General features: G+C 60.0%; 16 protein-coding genes. 11 read left to right on the top strand and 5 right to left on the bottom strand.

Features of this window, described 5'->3' with window-relative positions; genetic code table 11:
* Positions 1-6: 6 nt before the first annotated feature.
* From FHT93_RS16600 to FHT93_RS16610, 3 genes are all read right to left on the bottom strand, one after another.
* Positions 7-765 (bottom strand): FadR/GntR family transcriptional regulator, encoded by a 759-nt coding sequence (locus FHT93_RS16600; RefSeq protein WP_183848438.1) that lies wholly within the window; start codon positions 763-765, stop codon positions 7-9.
* A gap of 109 nt (positions 766-874) precedes the next feature.
* Positions 875-1,948 (bottom strand): Ldh family oxidoreductase, encoded by a 1,074-nt coding sequence (locus FHT93_RS16605; protein ID WP_183848902.1) that lies wholly within the window; start codon positions 1,946-1,948, stop codon positions 875-877.
* A 120-nt stretch (positions 1,949-2,068) separates the two neighbouring features.
* Complete coding sequence (locus FHT93_RS16610; RefSeq protein ID WP_183848440.1) at positions 2,069-2,923, bottom strand: helix-turn-helix domain-containing protein; 855 nt, start codon at positions 2,921-2,923, stop codon at positions 2,069-2,071.
* A 104-nt stretch (positions 2,924-3,027) separates the two neighbouring features.
* Between FHT93_RS16610 and FHT93_RS16615 the strand changes: the two genes are divergently transcribed.
* The 9 genes from FHT93_RS16615 to ugpC all read left to right on the top strand — a co-directional run bounded on the left by FHT93_RS16615 (position 3,028) and on the right by ugpC (position 12,756).
* The gene (locus FHT93_RS16615; RefSeq protein ID WP_183848442.1) at positions 3,028-4,344 is read left to right on the top strand and encodes an alpha-glucosidase/alpha-galactosidase; all 1,317 of its coding nucleotides are present in this window, start codon (positions 3,028-3,030) and stop codon (positions 4,342-4,344) included.
* 196 nt (positions 4,345-4,540) lie between these two features.
* Positions 4,541-5,335: a DeoR/GlpR family DNA-binding transcription regulator gene (locus FHT93_RS16620; protein WP_112542294.1), complete on the top strand. Its 795-nt coding sequence runs from the start codon at positions 4,541-4,543 to the stop codon at positions 5,333-5,335.
* Entirely contained in the window at positions 5,332-6,294 is a 963-nt protein-coding gene (locus FHT93_RS16625) for a BadF/BadG/BcrA/BcrD ATPase family protein (protein WP_112542295.1), read from the top strand. Before FHT93_RS16620 ends, FHT93_RS16625 begins: the two co-directional genes overlap by 4 nt.
* Before the next feature lie 27 nt (positions 6,295-6,321).
* Complete coding sequence (locus FHT93_RS16630; RefSeq protein WP_112542296.1) at positions 6,322-7,578, top strand: sugar ABC transporter substrate-binding protein; 1,257 nt, start codon at positions 6,322-6,324, stop codon at positions 7,576-7,578.
* Complete coding sequence (locus FHT93_RS16635; protein WP_112542297.1) at positions 7,575-8,492, top strand: sugar ABC transporter permease; 918 nt, start codon at positions 7,575-7,577, stop codon at positions 8,490-8,492. Before FHT93_RS16630 ends, FHT93_RS16635 begins: the two co-directional genes overlap by 4 nt.
* Positions 8,492-9,349, top strand: coding sequence for a carbohydrate ABC transporter permease (locus FHT93_RS16640; protein WP_112542298.1), 858 nt, complete (start codon positions 8,492-8,494; stop codon positions 9,347-9,349). The genes FHT93_RS16635 and FHT93_RS16640 overlap by 1 nt, the downstream gene beginning before the upstream one ends.
* An 11-nt stretch (positions 9,350-9,360) precedes the next feature.
* On the top strand, positions 9,361-10,317 hold the full coding sequence (locus FHT93_RS16645; protein WP_113146037.1) for an SIS domain-containing protein: 957 nt from the start codon (positions 9,361-9,363) through the stop codon (positions 10,315-10,317).
* Positions 10,314-11,615 carry a D-tagatose-bisphosphate aldolase, class II, non-catalytic subunit gene (locus FHT93_RS16650; RefSeq protein WP_183848444.1) on the top strand — a complete coding sequence of 434 codons (1,302 nt, stop codon included), beginning with the start codon at positions 10,314-10,316 and terminating at the stop codon, positions 11,613-11,615. The genes FHT93_RS16645 and FHT93_RS16650 overlap by 4 nt, the downstream gene beginning before the upstream one ends.
* Positions 11,616-11,685: 70 nt before the next feature.
* Positions 11,686-12,756: a sn-glycerol-3-phosphate ABC transporter ATP-binding protein UgpC gene (ugpC, locus tag FHT93_RS16655; RefSeq protein WP_183848446.1), complete on the top strand. Its 1,071-nt coding sequence runs from the start codon at positions 11,686-11,688 to the stop codon at positions 12,754-12,756.
* A 93-nt stretch (positions 12,757-12,849) separates the two neighbouring features.
* Here the strand turns inward: ugpC and FHT93_RS16660 are convergent, their stop codons facing one another.
* Entirely contained in the window at positions 12,850-15,078 is a 2,229-nt protein-coding gene (locus tag FHT93_RS16660; protein WP_183848448.1) for a methyl-accepting chemotaxis protein, read from the bottom strand.
* 415 nt (positions 15,079-15,493) lie between these two features.
* Here FHT93_RS16660 and FHT93_RS16665 point away from each other — a divergent pair, with 415 nt between their 5' ends.
* The gene (locus FHT93_RS16665) at positions 15,494-16,633 is read left to right on the top strand and encodes a PAS and helix-turn-helix domain-containing protein (RefSeq protein ID WP_183848450.1); all 1,140 of its coding nucleotides are present in this window, start codon (positions 15,494-15,496) and stop codon (positions 16,631-16,633) included.
* 65 nt (positions 16,634-16,698) lie between these two features.
* On the opposite strand, the gene FHT93_RS16670 is transcribed toward FHT93_RS16665, so the two are convergent.
* Positions 16,699-17,112, bottom strand: a complete 414-nt coding sequence (locus FHT93_RS16670; RefSeq protein ID WP_183848452.1) for a cupin domain-containing protein — start codon at positions 17,110-17,112, stop codon at positions 16,699-16,701.
* Positions 17,113-17,362: 250 nt separating this feature from the next.
* On the opposite strand from FHT93_RS16670, the gene FHT93_RS16675 reads away from it, so the two are divergent.
* Positions 17,363-18,553 carry an MFS transporter gene (locus FHT93_RS16675; RefSeq protein ID WP_113207422.1) on the top strand — a complete coding sequence of 397 codons (1,191 nt, stop codon included), beginning with the start codon at positions 17,363-17,365 and terminating at the stop codon, positions 18,551-18,553.
* Positions 18,554-18,558 lie beyond the last annotated feature (5 nt).

Genomic DNA, 18,558 nt, shown 5'->3' on the forward strand with positions numbered 1-18,558 from the left:
ATCTCGTCAAATGCCTGCGTTTCCCTTGTTTGGCCCAGCCCCATGGCCGCGCCCCTCCTCGCCCGAAAACTCCTCCCCGAAGCTCTCGGAAAACCTCTTCTGCGAATTCGTGAGATGCGTGCGCATGGCGGCCTTCGCTCCTGCAGCGTCGCGGGCGGCGATCGCGTCGCGGATAGCTCGGTGCTCTTCCAGCGCGGTGCGCCATGACACCGGCCCTTCGAAATGGCTGGCAAGCTTCTCGAAATACGGCGTCATGCGCATGTAGAACAATTCGCCGGTGACGCGGAGCAAGGTTGCGTTGCCGACGATTGCGGCAATGCCGGTATGAAAGGCGCGGTCGGCGACAAGCACGGCGCGCGCATCCTCCACCGCGCCGCTCATCGCTCTCAGCGCTTCGTCGAGAACGGCAATGTCTTGTGGACCAGCGTTCCTTGCCGCTTCCTCTGATATCGCGCACTCGATGATCGCGCGAGCCTGCAGCAATTCAAAGGGACCCTCGACCGATTCACGGTCGCGGCCAGACGCTTCGGCCACATGTTTCCGGGTGACATAGATGCCGGAGCCCATGCGGATATTGATGTAACCCTCGACTTCCAGCACGATGAGCGCCTCGCGAAGCGTGGGGCGCGAAACGGAAAGTTGCTCAGCAAGGTCGCGCTCAGCCGGCAGCCTCTGGCCGACTGCGAGTTCGCCCCGGATGATCATCAGACGAATCTGGTCTGCCACCTGCCTGTAGAGGCGGCGTGATTCAACTGCCGAAAACATTGTGGCCTCCCCGGCGCGCTTCTCCTCAAGCGCACAACTGGTCAACTGGCCTGACCAATTGACCTCAAGCTATCATCGAGGAAGTTGTGCGTCAATCCGACGCATGCACTCACACCGGGCTGACCAATTGATAGGTGGAGGCAAGTGTTCTGAAGGCCTCGACCGTAGCCGGATCCAGCGCAACGCCATGTTTTTCCCGCTCGGCAGCGACTGCCCATTCCCGATCGCCGGGCGCCAGTACCGTGAAGCCTTCGCGCGCAGGCGATGCCCTCAAGGTGTCGACATAGCGTTTCATGGCGGCATCGAAGATATCGATTTCAAGGAAAGCGGCAGGGTTCAGTGCGATGACGAAAGCACCGAGACCGCGTGGCTTCGAAAAATCCGGTCCGGGCATCGGCGCGATATCGAAGCTCAGCTTCATGCCAGTGAGCACGGCGCTCAGGATCTCGGGAATGCCGGCGAGCCCTGCGCCTTTGAAGCCGAATTCGCCGCCGAGCGGCGCCAGCATGTCGGCGACATCGGGATCGGTCGTGTCATAACCCCGTTTATCGGAGGCAACCCCTTCTGGCAGTTGGCGGCTGAGGCTGCGATAGAGCTGTACGCGGTTATAGGGCACGGCACTGGTCGCCATGTCGAAGAGCCACGGGTTACTGTTCCTGACCGGCACGGCGCAGGCGATCGGATTGGTGCCGTGGAAGCGCATGGCGCCATCATGCAGGCGCACGAAGCTGTCGGAATTGCAGAAAGCAAAACCGATAAAACCGCGATCGGCAGCATCGACCGCATAAGCACCCGCCGGACCAAAATGCGAAGAATTGCGGATGGCGACGGCGCCGATTCCGAACTCCCCAGCAAGACGCGTGGCATGCTCCATAGCCGTATAGGTGGCAAGCGCTCCATGGCCATTATCTGCATCGAGCGACGCCACGGCGCCAAAGGCGTTTGCCAACGCGAGATGCGGGCGTGGATTGAGACGTCCTTCGGTCAATCCCCTCAGGTAATGAGGAAGCAGGCGCACACCATGGCTGTCGATGCCATAGCGCGTACCATGCAGCATTCCCCGCGTGGCTGCATCCGCCGTCTCCTGGTCCGTGCCGGCGGCGAGGAAGACCTTTTGGCAGAAATCCTCGATCGCGGCCAGAGGTGCCAGGGAACCAGCGAGGTTTTTGCTGTCACTCGTCATAGACATGAACCGTTTGATGTGGATCGTCTGCAGACTCTAGCGCGCCGGCGACAAGATTCGATAGCCGGATCGCGCCTGAGACTGCACTTGGTCCTAACATCGATCGCCCCTCGCCAAACGTTACGGCTTGCCGAGCGACAGGCGGAACTGTCGCGGTGTCGTGCCGGTGCGCTGCTTGAAGATGTCGTAAAACCGGCTGCTGGAGCCGAAGCCGCAGTCGAGGGCGATCTCCAGGATCGAATCCTCCGTCTCGGCCAGTCGCTGCATCGCTCGCGCGAGGCGATAGCGTGTCAGGTATTCCATTACGGAAATGCCAAGCACATCGCGAAATGCCCGGTTGGCAGTGGTTGGGTGCACATTGGCGCGCCTTCCAAGATCCGCCAGGTTGAGCGGTTCGGAAAAATGCCGGTTGATCAGGTCGGTCAGCACCTCTGAATGGCGGATGGCGGGGCTTACCGGGGTCGCAGTGGCTGCAACGGACGAGCCTCGATCATCGGCGTGATCAAGGATGAGCCTGCGCACCCTAAGCTTGGCCTCATCGGCGATCAGCTGACGCCGGACGGGATCGCCCCTGCCCCATTCCTCGACCCAGGCAGAGACCGTGGCCGGCGTCGTCTCGCGGCGGCGGGGCTCGACGACGAAGGCACCCTGCATGATTGCCTGTCTCGCCCTCTTGTCGATGGAGAGCGCGAGAAAATCGGCAAGCGGGAGGTAGACGCAGATGAGCGGCGCTTCCGGCGTCACCAGGATTGTCTGATGGGGAATGGCCGCCCAGAAGAGGACAAGACGCCCGGCCTCCACCCTCTCAGCCCGGCCATTGAAGAGATAAGTCATGGCGCCATCGAGAAGCAGGTTGATCTCGACATGGTCGTGCCAATGAGCTGCACTCATGGCATCAGCCGTGTGGCGCTCGATCAGGAAACTCCGTGGCGATCCCGCCCACTCGCCGCTCCTGCTGAAATGATCGTCCGTCATGTCCTTCCTGCGCTTCGATCCGGGAATACTCCCTCCAATAACAGGAAGAAATTCTGATTTGGAAGAGGCACCAGTATGACGGTTTTAATTTGCGGGAGACCGAAATGCCGAAGATTTGCCTCGTGGGTGCGGGCAGCACCGTTTTTGCGCAGAACATTCTGGGGGATGTGCTCTCCACACCCTCGGGCAGTGATTATGTGATCAGCCTCTTTGATATCGACCCGGAGCGGCTGAAGACGTCGGAGATCGTCGCGCGACGCATCTGCGAGGCGCTCGACCTGACGAAAGTCAAAGTCGAGGCAACCCTCGATCGTCGAGAGGCACTGCGCGGATCGGATTTCGTCATCCTGATGATGCAGGTCGGCGGCTACAAGCCTGCGACTGCCACGGATTTCGACGTACCGAAGCGATACGGGCTGCGGCAGACCATTGCCGATACGCTCGGCATCGGCGGAATCTTCCGCGGACTTCGCACCATTCCGGTGCTGGAGGCGATCTGCCGCGACATGGAAGAGGTCTGCCCCGACGCGCTGCTGATGCAATATGTGAACCCGATGGCAATCAATTGCTGGGCGATCAAGGAGCTGGCACCCAGTATACGTACGGTCGGCCTTTGCCATAGCGTGCAACATACCGCCGCTCATCTCGCCGCCTGCCTTCGCGAAGACATTGCAGACATCAATTACATCTCGGCTGGCATCAACCACGTCGCCTTCTTCCTGAAATACGAGAAGCTGCATGCCGATGGCCGGCGCGAAGATCTCTATCCCCGCCTGAAGGCCCTCACCGGCGAGGGACGCGTGCCGGACGACGACCGGGTGCGTTTCGATGTGCTGAAGCGGCTCGGCCATTTCGTGACGGAATCCAGCGAGCATTTCTCCGAATATACGTCCTGGTACATCAAGGACCGCCGTCCCGAGCTCATCGACAAGCTCAACATCCCGCTCGACGAATATATAAGCCGCTGTGAGCGGCAGATTTCCGAATGGCATGCGCTGCGCCGCGATCTCGAAGGCGACAAGCCGATCGAGGTCTGCCGCAGCAATGAATATGCCGCAGGCATCATCAACGCTGCCGTCACAGGTAACCCCGCACTGATCTACGGCAACGTTCCCAACAATGGCCTGATCGCGAACCTGCCGCCCGAATGTATCGTGGAAGTGCCCTGCCATGTGGACCGGAACGGTATCCAGCCGACCCGCATCGGCAGAATTCCCTCGCAGCTTGCCGCGGTCATGAAGCTCAGTGTCTCGGTTCAGGAACTGACCGTGGAAGCGGCGCTGACAGGCAAGCGCGATCGCATCTATCAGGCCGCGCTGCTTGATCCGCATACATCGGCAGAACTGTCGCCGGATGAGATCTGGGGCCTGGTTGACGACCTGATCGAAGCACACGGCGATCTGCTGCCGAAATACCACTGAGGCCGTCAGAGCCGCGACCACCAGAATGCTAGTCGTCAAGAAGCACGCCATCCCTCGGGAGGGCGTGCTTTTGTTTGTCTTTTAAATCCCCGTCGCAGTCCGCAAAAAGATCACAAACGATCAGAATCTTGATTGACATTGATCGTATTGAGTGGGAACGTTGACGCAAATAAAGGATAAACAGCAGGGGCGATCCGTGAATCAGACTGGCGGCGTGAAAACTGACCGGCTCGATGCCATCCGCAGCCATCTCTATGCGAATGGCTTTTCGACCATTCAGGATCTGGCCGATGCGGTCGGCGCTTCGCTCGCGACAGTCCGGCGCGACCTGCAGGTTCTTGAGCAGGACGGCGCGATCGACAGGGTGCACGGCGGAGCCCGCATCGCCGAAGGGTCCTCGGTCGAACTGGCCTTCCAGGAGCGTGAAAAGCGCCATCTTTCGGCCAAGCGCGCGATCGCGAACGCGGCCTATGAAAAGCTTCTGCCGCGCACGGCGATCTTCCTCGATGCCGGAACGACGGTTCTTCAGCTTGCCCGGCTGATCCGTATCAATCCGATGCCGCTGCGCATCTTTACCAACGGCCTGATCGTCGCTCAGGAATTCCTGAACATTCCGCATCTCGAAGTCGTGCTTCTCGGCGGCCATCTGCGCAGTGAAAATGCCTCTCTCGTCGGCCCGCAGGCCGAGGCAATGCTGGAAACGATCTGGTTCGATCAGCTCTTTCTGGGTGCAAGCGCCATTAGCCCGGATGGGGCGATCTATAGTGTCGACAGCGCGGAAGCCAGTCTGAACCGGCGCATGCTCGCCCGCTCTGCCAATGGTTATGTTCTCGCCGATTCCTCGAAATTCGGGACGATGGCGACTTACAAGGTCGCGCCGCTGAATGCGGCAAAACTCATCACCGACAAGGGCCTGGCGCCCCAATGGCGCGCCGAACTCGCCAATTTCGGTGTCGATGCAACCTATGCCGAGCTCGGAGCAAAAGAATGAGCCACGAGCTGATCCTTGGCATCGACGGCGGCGGCAGCAAGGTGCTCGTTACTCTGGCCGACAAAGACGGCAGGATTCTGCGCACCGCGCTTGGCGGTGGCGTCAATCCCATGGACAATCCGGACTGGCGACAGGAACTGGAGCGGCATATCGAGCCCTTCCGCAGTGAGCCGGGATTGGCCGCTGTCGGCGCTGCCTTGCCTGCGTACGGTGAAGTTGCGCACCTCTCCTCTCTCCAGAAGCGATGTATCGACGAAGCCTTTCCGGATATTCGCAGAACGGTCCTCAACGATGTCGACGCCGCCCATCTCGGCGCCTTTGCCGGGCGCCCAGGCATACTTGTCCTGTCGGGGACCGGTTCCATGTCCTGGGCACGCAACGGCGCCGGAGCCTCCGCGCGCGTCGGCGGTTGGGGCGATGTGATCGGCGACGAAGGCAGCAGCTACTGGATCGGCCGCGAAGCATTGCACCTTGTCAGCCAGAGCCTTGATGGACGCGCCAAGCCTACCGCGCTGACAAAGGCTGTTTACGAGCACCTCGAGCTCGACATGTCAGATCCGGTCAACGCTCTCGGTGGCTGGATCAGCGGGCTCGCAAGGCCGCGCGCGGGTATTGCGGCGCTCTCCGTCCTTGTCGACCGGGTAGCGAGCAAAGGCGACGAAGCAGCAATCGATCTGATCGACAGATCAGCCCAAGAGCTTGCCAAGCACCATTGGGCAATATCGGGCCATTGTGAAACCGGCACCGACTGGACTTATGCGGGCGGGACCTTTTCCAGCCGCCTGCTGCTCGAGGCCGTCGAACGACGGATCGGCCGGCGGGCGGTCTCGCCCGTGCTTCCCCCCATTGGCGGCGCGCTTCTGGCCGCTGCCCAACTTCTCGACTGGCAGCTTGACGAGCGCTGGTTCGGGCAAATCGCGATTGCGGCAGAAGCCGTGATCGCGCGATCAAGACAATGACTGTCAAAGATAAAGAAGGATGGGAACATGCGTAAATTCATATTGCCTTTGCTTGCCTCAGCCGCACTTGCGATTGCCCTGCCTGCTTTGGCGGACGACGCCAAGCCGCTTGCCGGCCAATCGATCACGGTGCTCATGCCATCGCCGCAGGGCCCCACGGTTGCGGCCGATTTCGAAGCCGAGACCGGCATTCACGTCGATCTCCAGACACTCTCCTGGGATGACATTCGTCCCAAACTGGTAACGGCGCTGGTAGCGGGTACAGCGCCGGCCGATGTTACCGAATTCGACTGGTCGTGGACGGGACAGTTCAGTGCCGCCGGCTGGTACATGCCGCTCAACGACGTGATCGACAAGGATACGGTCGCTGACATCGGCGTCGCCAAGATCTTCACCGTCGACGGCCAGTTGCTCGGCGTGCCTTACACGAACGACTTCCGCGTCATGCTCGTCAACAAGAAGCATTTCACCGACGCCGGCGTTACCGAAATGCCGAAAACACTCGACGCTTTGGTCGCTGCGGCCAAGAAGATCAAGGAAAAGGGCATCTCCACCTATCCGATCGGCCTGCCGCTCTCGGCGACGGAAGGTGCCTCCACCAGCTGGTACCTGCTGACCAAGGCCTTTGGCGGCGAACTCTTCGACAAGGACTTCAAGCCGCTTTTCCTCACCCCCGATTCAGCCGGCTATAAGGCGCTCGCCTTCGAACTGAGCCTGCTGAAGGACGGTCTGGTCGATCCGGCCTCGACGGGCCTCAAAGACAGCCAGATCAACGAGAGCATGTTCGCCCAGGGGCTGACGAGCATCATGATCTCGGGCGAACCCGGTCGCCTGGGTCAGATGAACGACCCGAAGCAGTCCAAGGTCGCGGGGCAGGTGGAAGCCATCCTGGTGCCGACCGAAAGCGGCCAGACCCGTAGCTTCGGCCTTCCCGAAGCACTCGCCATTCCGAATGTCTCGCAGAACAAGGAAGCGGCAGTCGCCTTCGTCAAATGGTTCACCAGCAGGGAGTTCCAAAAGAAGAATGCGGCAAACGGTTTCCTGCCTACGCGCACTTCCGCCCTCTCCGAGCTCAACACGGAGGGCAAGCTGACGAGCGGCGACGCGCTCGTTGCGCAATCGAAGACCGTCGAGCCGCTGTTCCAGCAGGGAACGCCGCCTTGGTATCCGCAGTTCTCAAGCGCGGTCAACACGGCGATCAACAGCGCGGCGAAGGATCAGATGACGGTTGACCAGGCCATGCAGGCCATCGCCGACGCTGCCAAGCAGGCCATGGCGCAATGACGACAGCTACTGTCGAAGGTATCGCAGCCAAGCGGAGTGTCGGCTTCAACGCCGACACGATGCTCGGCCTGCTGCTGGTACTGCCGATCCTTGTGACGATGGCAGCTCTGGTCTTCTATCCGATGGGCCGGACGGTCTGGGACTCGCTGCATCGGGTCAATCCGATGCAGGCGGGAACCCCTTTCGTCGGGCTGGAAAACTACACGCGCATGCTGTCGGACGGGCAGCTTGGAACGACGTGGACGAATACGCTCATCTACGTCGTCCTTGCCGTCGTTGCGGAAACCGTCTTCGGCGTGCTTGCCGCAGCACTCATCAACCAGGTGAAGGTCGGGCGTCAGTGGGTACTGGCGGCCGTCATCCTGCCCTGGGCGCTCCCCGGCGTCGTCAATTCCGTTATCTGGTTGTGGATCTATCAGCCGGGTGCCGGCCTGTTGAACGGCATTCTCGTCGCACTCGGCCTGCCCTTCGAAAACCATGTCTGGTTCAATGACCGGACGAGCGCGATCATCGCCGTGACCGTCGTGCATGTCTGGCGCATGATGCCGCTGACGATCGTCATTGTGCTGGCCGCCATGCAGAGCATTCCGGCGCATCTCTACGAGGCTGCCCGTATCGACGGCGCGACCCGCGTGCAGATGTTCAGCCTGGTCACGCTTCCGCTCGTGCGCAGCGCCCTCGCCGTTGCCATGACGAATGCGACCGTCAACGCTTTCAACCTCTTCGACGAGGCCTGGGTGCTTGCCGGATCGAGCCTCGAAACACGGCCGATCCTCGTGCAGATCTATCTCGAGACGTTCCAGAACCTTCGCTTCTCCTACGGTATGGCACTGTCTGTCGTCATCACGCTGGTGTCGCTGCTGGTGTCGCTGGTCTACGTCCTCCGCGTCTATCGCAACACACGGTTCGACTGATGAAACCAACCATTCTCTATCGCCTGATGATATGGACGGGTCTTGCTTTGCTGCTGATCTGGTCGCTCGGCCCGATCTATTGGACGCTCGCAAGTTCCGTGACGCCGACGGAAGATTTCTCCACGCGGCCGATCCATTTCTTCCCGCAGCATTTCACGCTCGACCACTATTCGCGCCTGCTCGGCATCAACATTTCCCGGATCGGCGGGGTGGAGGTGTGGAAACAATTCCGTGCAGCGCTGCTCAACAGCGTAATCACATCTGCTGCCGCCACGGCTCTCTGTGTCGCAATCTCTGCACTTGGCGCCTATGCCTTCACCAGGATGCGCTTTCCGGGGCGTCACCTTCTATTCGGCGCTGTCGTTGCGACGCTCGCCATCCCTGCCTATGCAGTGCTGATCCCACTCTATCAGATCATGATCAAGATGCATCTGGTCGACACCTATACCGGCGTGTCGCTGATCTACGTCTCGGCCTATCTGCCGCTCTCCCTTTGGCTGCTGCGCAGCGTCTTCGAGCAGCTTCCGATCGCACTCGAAGAGGCTGCACAGCTCGATGGCGCAGGCCGCCTCTTCATCTTCTTCAACATCGTGCTGCCGCTCGCCGGACCCGGCCTGACGGCGGCCGCCATCCTGACCTTCCTGGGGGCCTGGGGCCAATACCTCGTTCCTCTCATCTTCTCGCCGCAGTCGACGAAACCTCTGACGGTTCTCATTCCCGAATTCGTCACCAAGAATTTCATCGACTACGGGCTGATCACGGCAAGCGGATCGATCGCCATCGTCATCCCTGCCCTGGTCGTCATCTTCCTCAACCGGTACCTCGTCAGCGGCCTGCTGGCTGGTTCGGTCAAATAATCGGAGACATCATGAACACGACCGAAAAGGTAATCTTCGAGCAGTTCCCCTATTGGGAAAAAGCCATCGGCTCGAATGCGCCAAGCGGCAGGGCCGACGATCTCCTCGTCTTCGTCGGCTGCGGCACCTCATTCAATCTCGCTTTGTCTCTGGCCGCCTATGCCAACAGCCTCAAGCGCAGGGCAATCGCGGTTCCTGGTGCAGAGTGGCTGAACCGCCCCTCCTATTTCTGGCCGGAATGGCAAAAGACCCATGTGGTTGCGCTCTCGCGCTCCGGCGAGACGACGGAAACGGTCGCTGCGGCCAAGGTTAGCCGTGCTGCCGGCGCGTTCGTTACGGCCGTCACGGTCGAACCCGAAAGCGCGCTTGCCAAGAATTGTGACCAGCTGATCTGCTCGCCAACCCATCCGGACGAAGGCATCGTCATGACAGTGTCGGCGAGCCTTATGGTCTTGCTCAGCCTGCAGATGATCGGTCAGACCGTGCCGGCTTCGATCGTCGCATCGGCACGGCAGCTTGCAAACACGCTCGACACCTCCCTGCCTGATATCATCAAGGACCGTTCACACTTCGTGTTTCTCGGCGGCGGACCGCTTTTCGGCATCGCGCTTGAAGGCGCATTGAAGTTGATGGAGATGAGCCAGCTCATGACGCAGGCCTTCCATCCGCTCGAATACCGCCATGGGCCAATCAGCCTCGTCGATGAGAAGACGGCGGTTATCGTGCTCTACAGCTCGGACCAGAGAGACGCCGAGGCCAAGCTGGTTGGCGAGCTGCGCGAAAAAGGCGCCGTCGTTATCGGCTTCGGCGGCCCCGGCGACCTCGAGCTTCCTGTTGATGTCGACCTGTCGCTCGCCGGCCTCGCCGTTCTGCCGGCGCTGCAGATACTCGGCGAACGTGCCGCTCAGGCACGCCACATCGATACGGTCTCACCACGCCATCTCACCAAAGTTGTCACACTCGCATGAGCGCCGCGGTCGATCGAAATCGCCAGATTGCCCTGGCAAAACTCTTCGGGGACAGGGGAGTGCCCCTGCCCCGCGGCATCACATCCGTTTGCTCCGCCCATCCCCTGGTCATCGAAGCAACATTGCGACGTGCCGCCCGGCAGAGCGACGTCGTCCTGATCGAGGCGACCTGTAATCAGGTCAATCAGGAGGGCGGCTATACCGGTATGACGCCGGCGGATTTCCGCGCCTTCATCGAACGAATTGCGGCAAGCGTCGGCTTTCCCGCCGCGCGCATCATTCTCGGCGGCGACCATCTGGGCCCGAACCCGTGGCGGAAACTCAGCGCTGACGATGCCATGGCACGCGCCGAAGCCATGGTAGCAGCATATGTGGAAGCAGGCTTCGAAAAGCTGCATCTCGACACATCAATGGGCTGCGCCGGCGAACCTGTGGCGCTTGCCGATGAATTGACCGCAGCAAGAGCCGCACGGTTGGCGCGGGCCGCCGAAGACGCCGCCCGCCGCAGCGGCCGCCGCCCGCCCGTCTATATCATCGGCACGGAAGTGCCGCCGCCGGGTGGCGCCACGCATGCCCTGGACGAGATCGAGGTCACGCGCCGGGAAGCCGCCGTGAAGACGCTTGGCGTTCATCGCGAGGCTTTTACCCAAGCTGGGGTCGGTTCCGCACTGGAGCGGGTCATCGCCATCGTCGTTCAGCCGGGTGTGGAATTCGGCAATGCCAATGTCGCGCTCTACATGCCCGAGCGGGCACAGGAGCTGATCTCCGCGCTCGACGAGATGAACGGTCTGCTCTTCGAAGCCCACTCCACTGACTACCAGCCGGCAGACTTGCTGGCTTCTCTGGTCGACGGCGGGTTTTCGATCCTTAAAGTCGGGCCGGGCCTGACCTTTGCATTGCGCGAGGCGCTCTACGGCCTCGATGCGATCGCCAACACGCTCTCAGGCGGCAAGGAAGCCCGCGGGCTGGCAGCGACGATGGAAGAGATCATGCTCGCCGAGCCTGGACATTGGGCCGGTCACTATGGCGGCACGGCTGATGAGCAGCACCTGCAACGACATTTCAGCTATAGCGACCGCATCCGTTATTATTGGCCGGACGCGCGCGCTGGTGAGGCGGTCGACAAACTGCTCGCGCAGCTGCCCGACGAGATCCCGGAAACGCTGATCAGCCAGCATCTTGCCCGTCTCTATCCCGATGTGGTCGAGAAGCGTTTGGCGCCAAAGGCTCGCGATCTTTGCCTTGCCGCTATCGATGCGGCCCTCGCACCCTACGCCACCGCGACAACGCCTCGGTAGCAGGTATGTCACACGTCGCTCTCATCGGGCGATTGCAGATCCGAAATCAGATTTTCAGCCGGAGACAATTATGGCGTCCGTAAACGTGGCGAATGTCCGCAAGAACTATGGTCACTTCGAGGTGTTGCACGGGGTCGACATCGACATCCGCGATGGAGAATTCGTCATCCTCGTCGGGCCCTCCGGCTGCGGCAAATCGACCTTGCTGCGCATGATCGCAGGGCTTGAGGAGATTTCTGGCGGTAATGTTTCGATCGGCAGCAAGGTCGTCAACAATATCGCTCCGAAGGAGCGCGACATTGCCATGGTCTTTCAGTCCTACGCGCTTTATCCGCATATGACGGTCGAAGCGAATATGGGATTTTCGCTGCGACTGGGGAAAGCACCGAAAGAGCAGATCAAGGCGCGCGTCCGTGATGCAGCGCAGATCCTCGGCCTCGAACATCTCCTCGACCGCTACCCCAGAAATCTCTCCGGCGGCCAGCGTCAGCGTGTCGCGATGGGCCGAGCGATCGTGCGCCAGCCGCAGGTCTTTCTTTTCGACGAGCCTCTCTCCAATCTCGATGCCAAGCTCCGCGTGCAGATGCGCTCGGAGATCAAGCAACTGCACCAGCGGCTGAAGACGACAACCATCTATGTAACGCACGATCAGATCGAAGCCATGACCATGGCAGACCGGATCGTCGTGATGCGCGATGGCTATGTCGAGCAGATCGGTTCACCGCTCGACCTCTACGACCGCCCGGCCAATCTCTTCGTCGCCGGCTTCATCGGTTCTCCGGGCATGAATGTTATCAAGGGCAAGATCAGCTCGTCCGGGCCGCTTGAATTCATCGCCGACGGAGGAGCGCACCTGCCGCTGCCAGAGGCTGCGGCGGTCGCGCGAGGTGCGGAGGTTGTCTATGGCATCCGTCCCGAGCATCTGATCGTCAGCCAGGATGGCGTGAGCGCCGAGGTGGCTGTCATCGAACCGACGGGGGCCGAAACCCAGATCAACGCCAAGCTCGGATCGGATCCGCTGGTCGCAACCGTACGTGACCGTCTTTCGCTGAAGGCGGGCGAGACCGTCAGGATGATGCCGGATCTCAACAAACTTCATCTCTTCGATGCCAAAACTGAAAAGCGCCTGTCGATCGGCTAGCGGCTGGTTGGGCTGTCGAGCCCACGAAGGCCTGGCGCTGAAAGTGGTGCGGCGAGGGTCGCCGCACCGTATCTTGCTCTGGTGGTTCGAGCTTCAGAACTCTTCCCAGTTGTCGCCCTTTGTATCGAGGGCGGCATTTCCCGAGAATGCAGAAGCGATCTTGCGGCCGAGGGCACGAACCGGTGACGGGGCCGGAGCATCGTTTCGTGCGGCGGCGCGGGGAGCAGCGGAACGCAGTGCATAACCCGCTTCGCTCAGCTTGAACTGGGCAAGAAGCTCGTTGAGCGACGCAACTTCCTTCGCAAGATTATGGCTTGCGGCAGTCGACTCTTCGACCATGGCCGCGTTCTTCTGCGTATCCTGGTCCATCTGGTTGACCGCCAAGTTGATCTGGTCGAGACCGGAGGACTGTTCCTGCGATGCTTCGACGATCGCCGCGATATGACGATTGATTTCCTGCACCTCGGCGACGATCGCTTCCAGCGCCTTGCCGGTTTCGCCGACGAGGCCGACGCCGGAATTGACCTGTTCGCTTGACGTGTTGATCAACGCCTTGATTTCCTTGGCGGCGTTTGCCGAACGCTGGGCCAATTCGCGAACTTCCTGGGCGACGACGGCAAAGCCCTTGCCGGCTTCGCCGGCGCGGGCCGCTTCGACGCCGGCGTTCAGAGCCAGAAGGTTGGTCTGGAAGGCGATGTCGTCAATGACGCCGATGATGTTGGAGATTTCGCCCGAGGACTTTTCGATCTGCTGCATGGCCGAAACAGCCTTGCGGACGACTTCGCCGGACTTCTCCGCGCCGGTCTTAGCACGCGAGACGAGCTCTCCGACTTCCTTCGCTCGCTTGCTCGAATCCTTCACGGTCGTGGTGATTTCTTCGAGAGCTGCAGCCGTTTCCTCCAGCGCCGCTGCCTGCTGTTCTGTGCGCTTGGCAAGATCGTCAGCGGCCGATTTGATCTCGTTTGCTCCCGAGTCGATGCCGCGGGCATTCTGCGATACCCGGTTCAACGCCGATTGCAGCTTGTCAGCGGAATTGTTGAAATCGCTGCGGACGCCATCGAGCCTCGTTACGAAGGGCTGGTCGATACGGTAGGACACATCGCCGTCGGCGAGTTTCGAAAGACCCGCGGCGAGGTTGTCGACGGCAAACTGCACATCGGCAGCGTCTTTCGCCTTTTCCTTCTCGCGTTCGATCTGCTCTCTCTCGCTCATGCCACGATTGGCTTCTGCCTCTTGTTCGAGGCGAACCCGCTCGATCGCATTCTGCTTGAAGACCTGAACGGCGCGCGCCATGGCGCCGATTTCATCCGGTCTGCCCTGACCCTGAACCTCGACATTCAGATCGCCGGCAGCCAGACGCGCCATGGTGTTGGTTGTCTTCTTGATGACCGCAGCGATCGATCGTGCAAAAACGAGGAAGCCGACAAGCGAAATCAGCGAGACGATCACCGTGCCGAGCGCCGCCGTCCAGAGCGCCTGCTGCGACGCTTCTACGATCTCCGTCACATCGGAGCCGATTTCGAAGACGCCAATCTTGCGACCGGAGAAGTCTTCAAAGGGAATAGCGGTGACTTCATAATCCTTGCCGCCGAGAACGGCGTGAACACGGATGCGGTCACCGTTGAAGGCTGCCTGCAGCTGCTCCTGGGTGAGGATTGTCTTGTCACCGAAGGTCGAGGCCTGCGGTACGAACTTGCCATCCTGAAGAATATGCACTGCGACGGCTGCATCAACCGACCGCGCCAGCGGCGCAAAATAGTCGTTCGTGAGCGAGGTGCCTACATCGACGACGCCGACGGTCTTGCCATCCTTGATAACAGGTGCTGATGCAAACATGCTGACGGCGGTCCGACCGGGTTCGATGCCGGCGTTCAGCTTGCCCTGCGTCAAGGCCGCGACGATCATCTTGCGACGTCCCTTAAGGTCGTCGCCGAAAGTATCCGGCGTATGGATACGTGCGACCGCCAAGCCATCGGAATTGCTGAACGTGATGAGCTGAAGGCCCTGCGCTTTGATCGCCGGCAGGCTGGCGGTATATTTTGCAAGAATGGATGCCCGATCATTCCTGGCAATCAGATCAGCGGTTTCAGGCTCACCGGCTAGGGCGATGGCAAGCCCGGCAGCCGCTCGCTTCTGGGCGTCCATGTCCGCCTGAATCACATGAAGATCGGACGAAAGCTCCTTCTGAAGCGATTGATCGCTCATCGTATTCTGACGATACCAGGCAAGACCACCGATAGCCGCGCTTGCAAACAAAACGGCCGCAAACCCATAGGCCGTGATGCGGATCCATATCGGCCGCTTGATCTTTTCCCCGTCCATAACGTCCCCTCAAATATCGATGAACCTAATTCTTGTGGGGAAAACTTGTTTTTTACTTAATTTTGAATGGTCAACATTATGCAGCGAAACCTAGGGGCCGCATCGCCGCGGCGTGGCGCAAGATGTGCAAAATTCGCGCCAAAGTTGCCGATCGCCATCCGGTGTAATCGGCCTCAAAACGACCGCCGATAAGATGGCGGTATCCTGCGCCGGCGCGAGAAGATTCGCAGCATGTCCCGACAAGAAGCGGATAACAAATACATACCATCCGGCTTATCTATTTATGAATCAAAGAGTTTTTCATCGTCACCCAATAGGGTGATGTTCAAGTATCTTTCACTTCTCTAAAAGATCAGTCTGGACTAATATTCGGCGTTGGCCGCTCATATGACTTTACGAATGGAAAGACAGTCAAATGGAGCATACGGATATTGTCGATAAGATCTATCGCGCCTCCGTAGACGTAGAGTTGTGGTCGAGCACGTTATGCGCGGTTGTCGATTACGTTGGAGCAACAGCCGGCAATATTGTCTATCAGGCTCCTGACGGAAAAAGCAGTTTTCTGATCCCAGGCCGGATGCGCGAAGATCTGAACGATCTCTATCTGCAGTATTACGCCGGCAATCCCTATGCAAAGGCCTTCGAGAAAGTCCATCCGGATCAGGTGGCGATCGGTAATGAGCTTATCGACGATGCCGCCGTCCGGCGCACTGCTTATTATGCTGACATCTGCGCCCCGCAGGATATCTACAATCAGCTCTTCGTCCCACATGCCAGCCTGCATGAACGCGGCGGCATCGGTGGGGTCGCGCTTTTTCTCTCCAAGGCCCAGGACACCGAAAGTGGCCTGGCAGCCCGGAAGCTTCTGCAGTTGACGCCTCATCTCTCCCGCTCGATAGAACTTTCCCTTAACGTCGGAGGCATCAGGCGAGAGGCCAATCTCCTGCAGCCGCTGCTCGAAGCCCTGCCAGACGCAGCCGTGCTGCTCGATAGCCAAGGCGAAATCGTCGCGCTGAATTCCGCCGCTGAAGACATTCTGAGACACGGCGACGGACTTTCGATCAACAAACATGAGCGCACGACGCTGCCAAGGATTTCTAGCAGTTCCAAGGCTCTGACCCGCGCGATACGGCAGGCCCTCGAAGTCGCAGGCGGAACGGCTGCGCAATTGCAGGGCGCGGTCCAGATTCTCCGGCCATCGGGTTTGCCGCCCTACTTCGCGCAGGTCACTCCCTTGCCGCCAAGTTCCTTCGTGGCCTGGGATTCGACGGACTCCGGCGCCCGCGCGCTTCTTCAGATCGTCGATATGGAAAGCCGGGCCACCGGGCAGGCAGAACAGCTTCGGAGCATTTTCAGCCTGACCGCCGCGGAGGCGAAGGTGGCCGTACTCGTCGGTTGTGGCTATTCGGTTCCAGAGACCGCCAGGATACTTGCCCTGTCTCCCAACACCGTCAAAACGCATACAGCAAGGCTTCTGTCCAAGACGGGTGTTCGATCTCAGGCGGCATTTGCGCGGTTGATGGCTTCAGTCCCTACGCGGCCCGATCGGCCCTAGACGTCCGAAACTATGGAAAGGTGATGCCGGGACATCCCCTCCCCACTCAGAAATCAGCTTCGCGATCAGGGGTCAGGCGTCGTCAGCTCTGTCTCCTTCGTGTCGACGACGAATACTGCCAGGATTTTTGCAGGCTTCGTCTTGCTGGCATTCGCGCTGACCAGGTGATGATCGCCAGGGACTTCGATCCAGTTCTCGCCAGTCTTGAAGACTTTTTCCGCGCCGTCGTTCACCTTGCTCTTGATTTCACCCTCGACGACCGTGGCGTAGATGAACGCGCTCTTTGCATGGGTATGCGCGGGGTTATAGCCGCCCGGCCCATATTCAACGAGAACGCCGCGCATGCTTTTGCCCGGGACGTTTGGCAATTCGTGATCGAACACGACGGTGATCTTGGCGTTATGGGCTCTCTGGGCGGCAAAAGCCGGGACTGCAGCAAAGGTCAGCGCCAGCGCGGCAATGGTCATGGATTTGAACATCGTATCTTTCTCCTCTGGGGCTCGCTAAGACCCGGGCAAGCTAAGTCCGCGCGCGGCGAAAGGTCAGATATACGATGGTTTAACCGGCGGCCTGAAAAGAAGCCAAGTCTATGCCCGGAACTAGTTAAGGTTGCTGTTGCGATTGCCGCCGACAAGATATATCTCCGAAATGCCACTCGAAATTGTCTTTTTTCGCCACCGTTGCGATTGAGGTCAAACTTCTGAACCGATCACATCCCGGAGCGATCGAATGCATATCCAGCCGCAACACCGGATCTATGTCTGCTTCTTTCTCTTCGCGATCTCGATGGGTGCGCTACTCTCGCGCCTGCCCGACCTTCAGGACGCACTGGCCGTCAATAAGTCCGAGCTCGGCCTTACGCTGATCGGCGCCGCAATCGGAGCGCTGATCTCCTTGACCTTCGCTTCGCCGCTGATTGCCCGCTTCGGTGCGCGCAAGACGGCGTTTCTGACTGTACTCGGCACGTCCGCTCTGCTGGCAACCATCCCCTGGGCCAACGCCGCCTGGCTGGTTTTCTTTATCCTTTTCTGTGAGGGCTTGCTGGCCGGCGCGCTGGAAATCAATCTCAATGTCGAGATCGATCGCATCGAGGCTCAACTCGGCCGCGGCGTGATGAACAGGGCGCATGGCTTCTGGAGCCTTGGATTCTTCCTGACCGCACTTGCCGGCTCCGCCGTTCGTCAAGCGGGCGTGCCGATGCATCTGCATCTTGCGCTGACATTCACTTTCGTTCTGATCGTCGGCATTGTCGTGATCTCAGGCATTGAGAATGCGCCGGCCCGTGCCGGGGCCGAGCATGTGGATGGCCCAAGCATAGCGCTGCCGACATGGGGGCTCATGCCACTTTGCGTGATCGGCATTGCCGCATTTCTGGTGGAAGGCGCCGGCATCGACTGGTCAGCAATCTATATGCGAGATGTTTTCGCAGTCGAACCCTTTCTCGGCGGTCTTGGACTGACGCTATTTACCTTCTTCATGGCGATCGCCCGACTGTTTGTCGATCCGCTCGTCGACCGGTTTGGTGCGCGTGCGGTTGCAACGTTCTTGCTCATTTTCTCGACCATAGGACTTTGTGCCGTCTGGCTGGCGCCGCACCCCTATGTCGCGCTGCTCGGTTTTGCATTGATGGGCGGCGGCTGCAGTGCGGTCTATCCTCTTGCCGTTTCCGCGGCAGCACAACGGACTGATCGCCCCGCCCATCTGAACGTTGCAGCCCTCGGGCAGATGTCCTTCGTCGTGTTCTTTCTGGCGCCACCCTTGCTCGGCTTCGTCGCCGAGCATGCGGGCATCAGGATCGCCTACCTCGTCTGCCTGCCGGTCATCATTGTCGCCCTGTGTTTGACGAAGGCGCTGAAGTCCCGCGAAGTTGAAAGCAGGACAAGGATCGAAGCCACGGCCGATCAGGCCGCACGCGGCTGAGGCTC

Origin of the sequence: Rhizobium sp. BK379, from assembly GCF_014193955.1 — a bacterium.
Classification (GTDB): Bacteria; Pseudomonadota; Alphaproteobacteria; order Rhizobiales; family Rhizobiaceae; genus Rhizobium.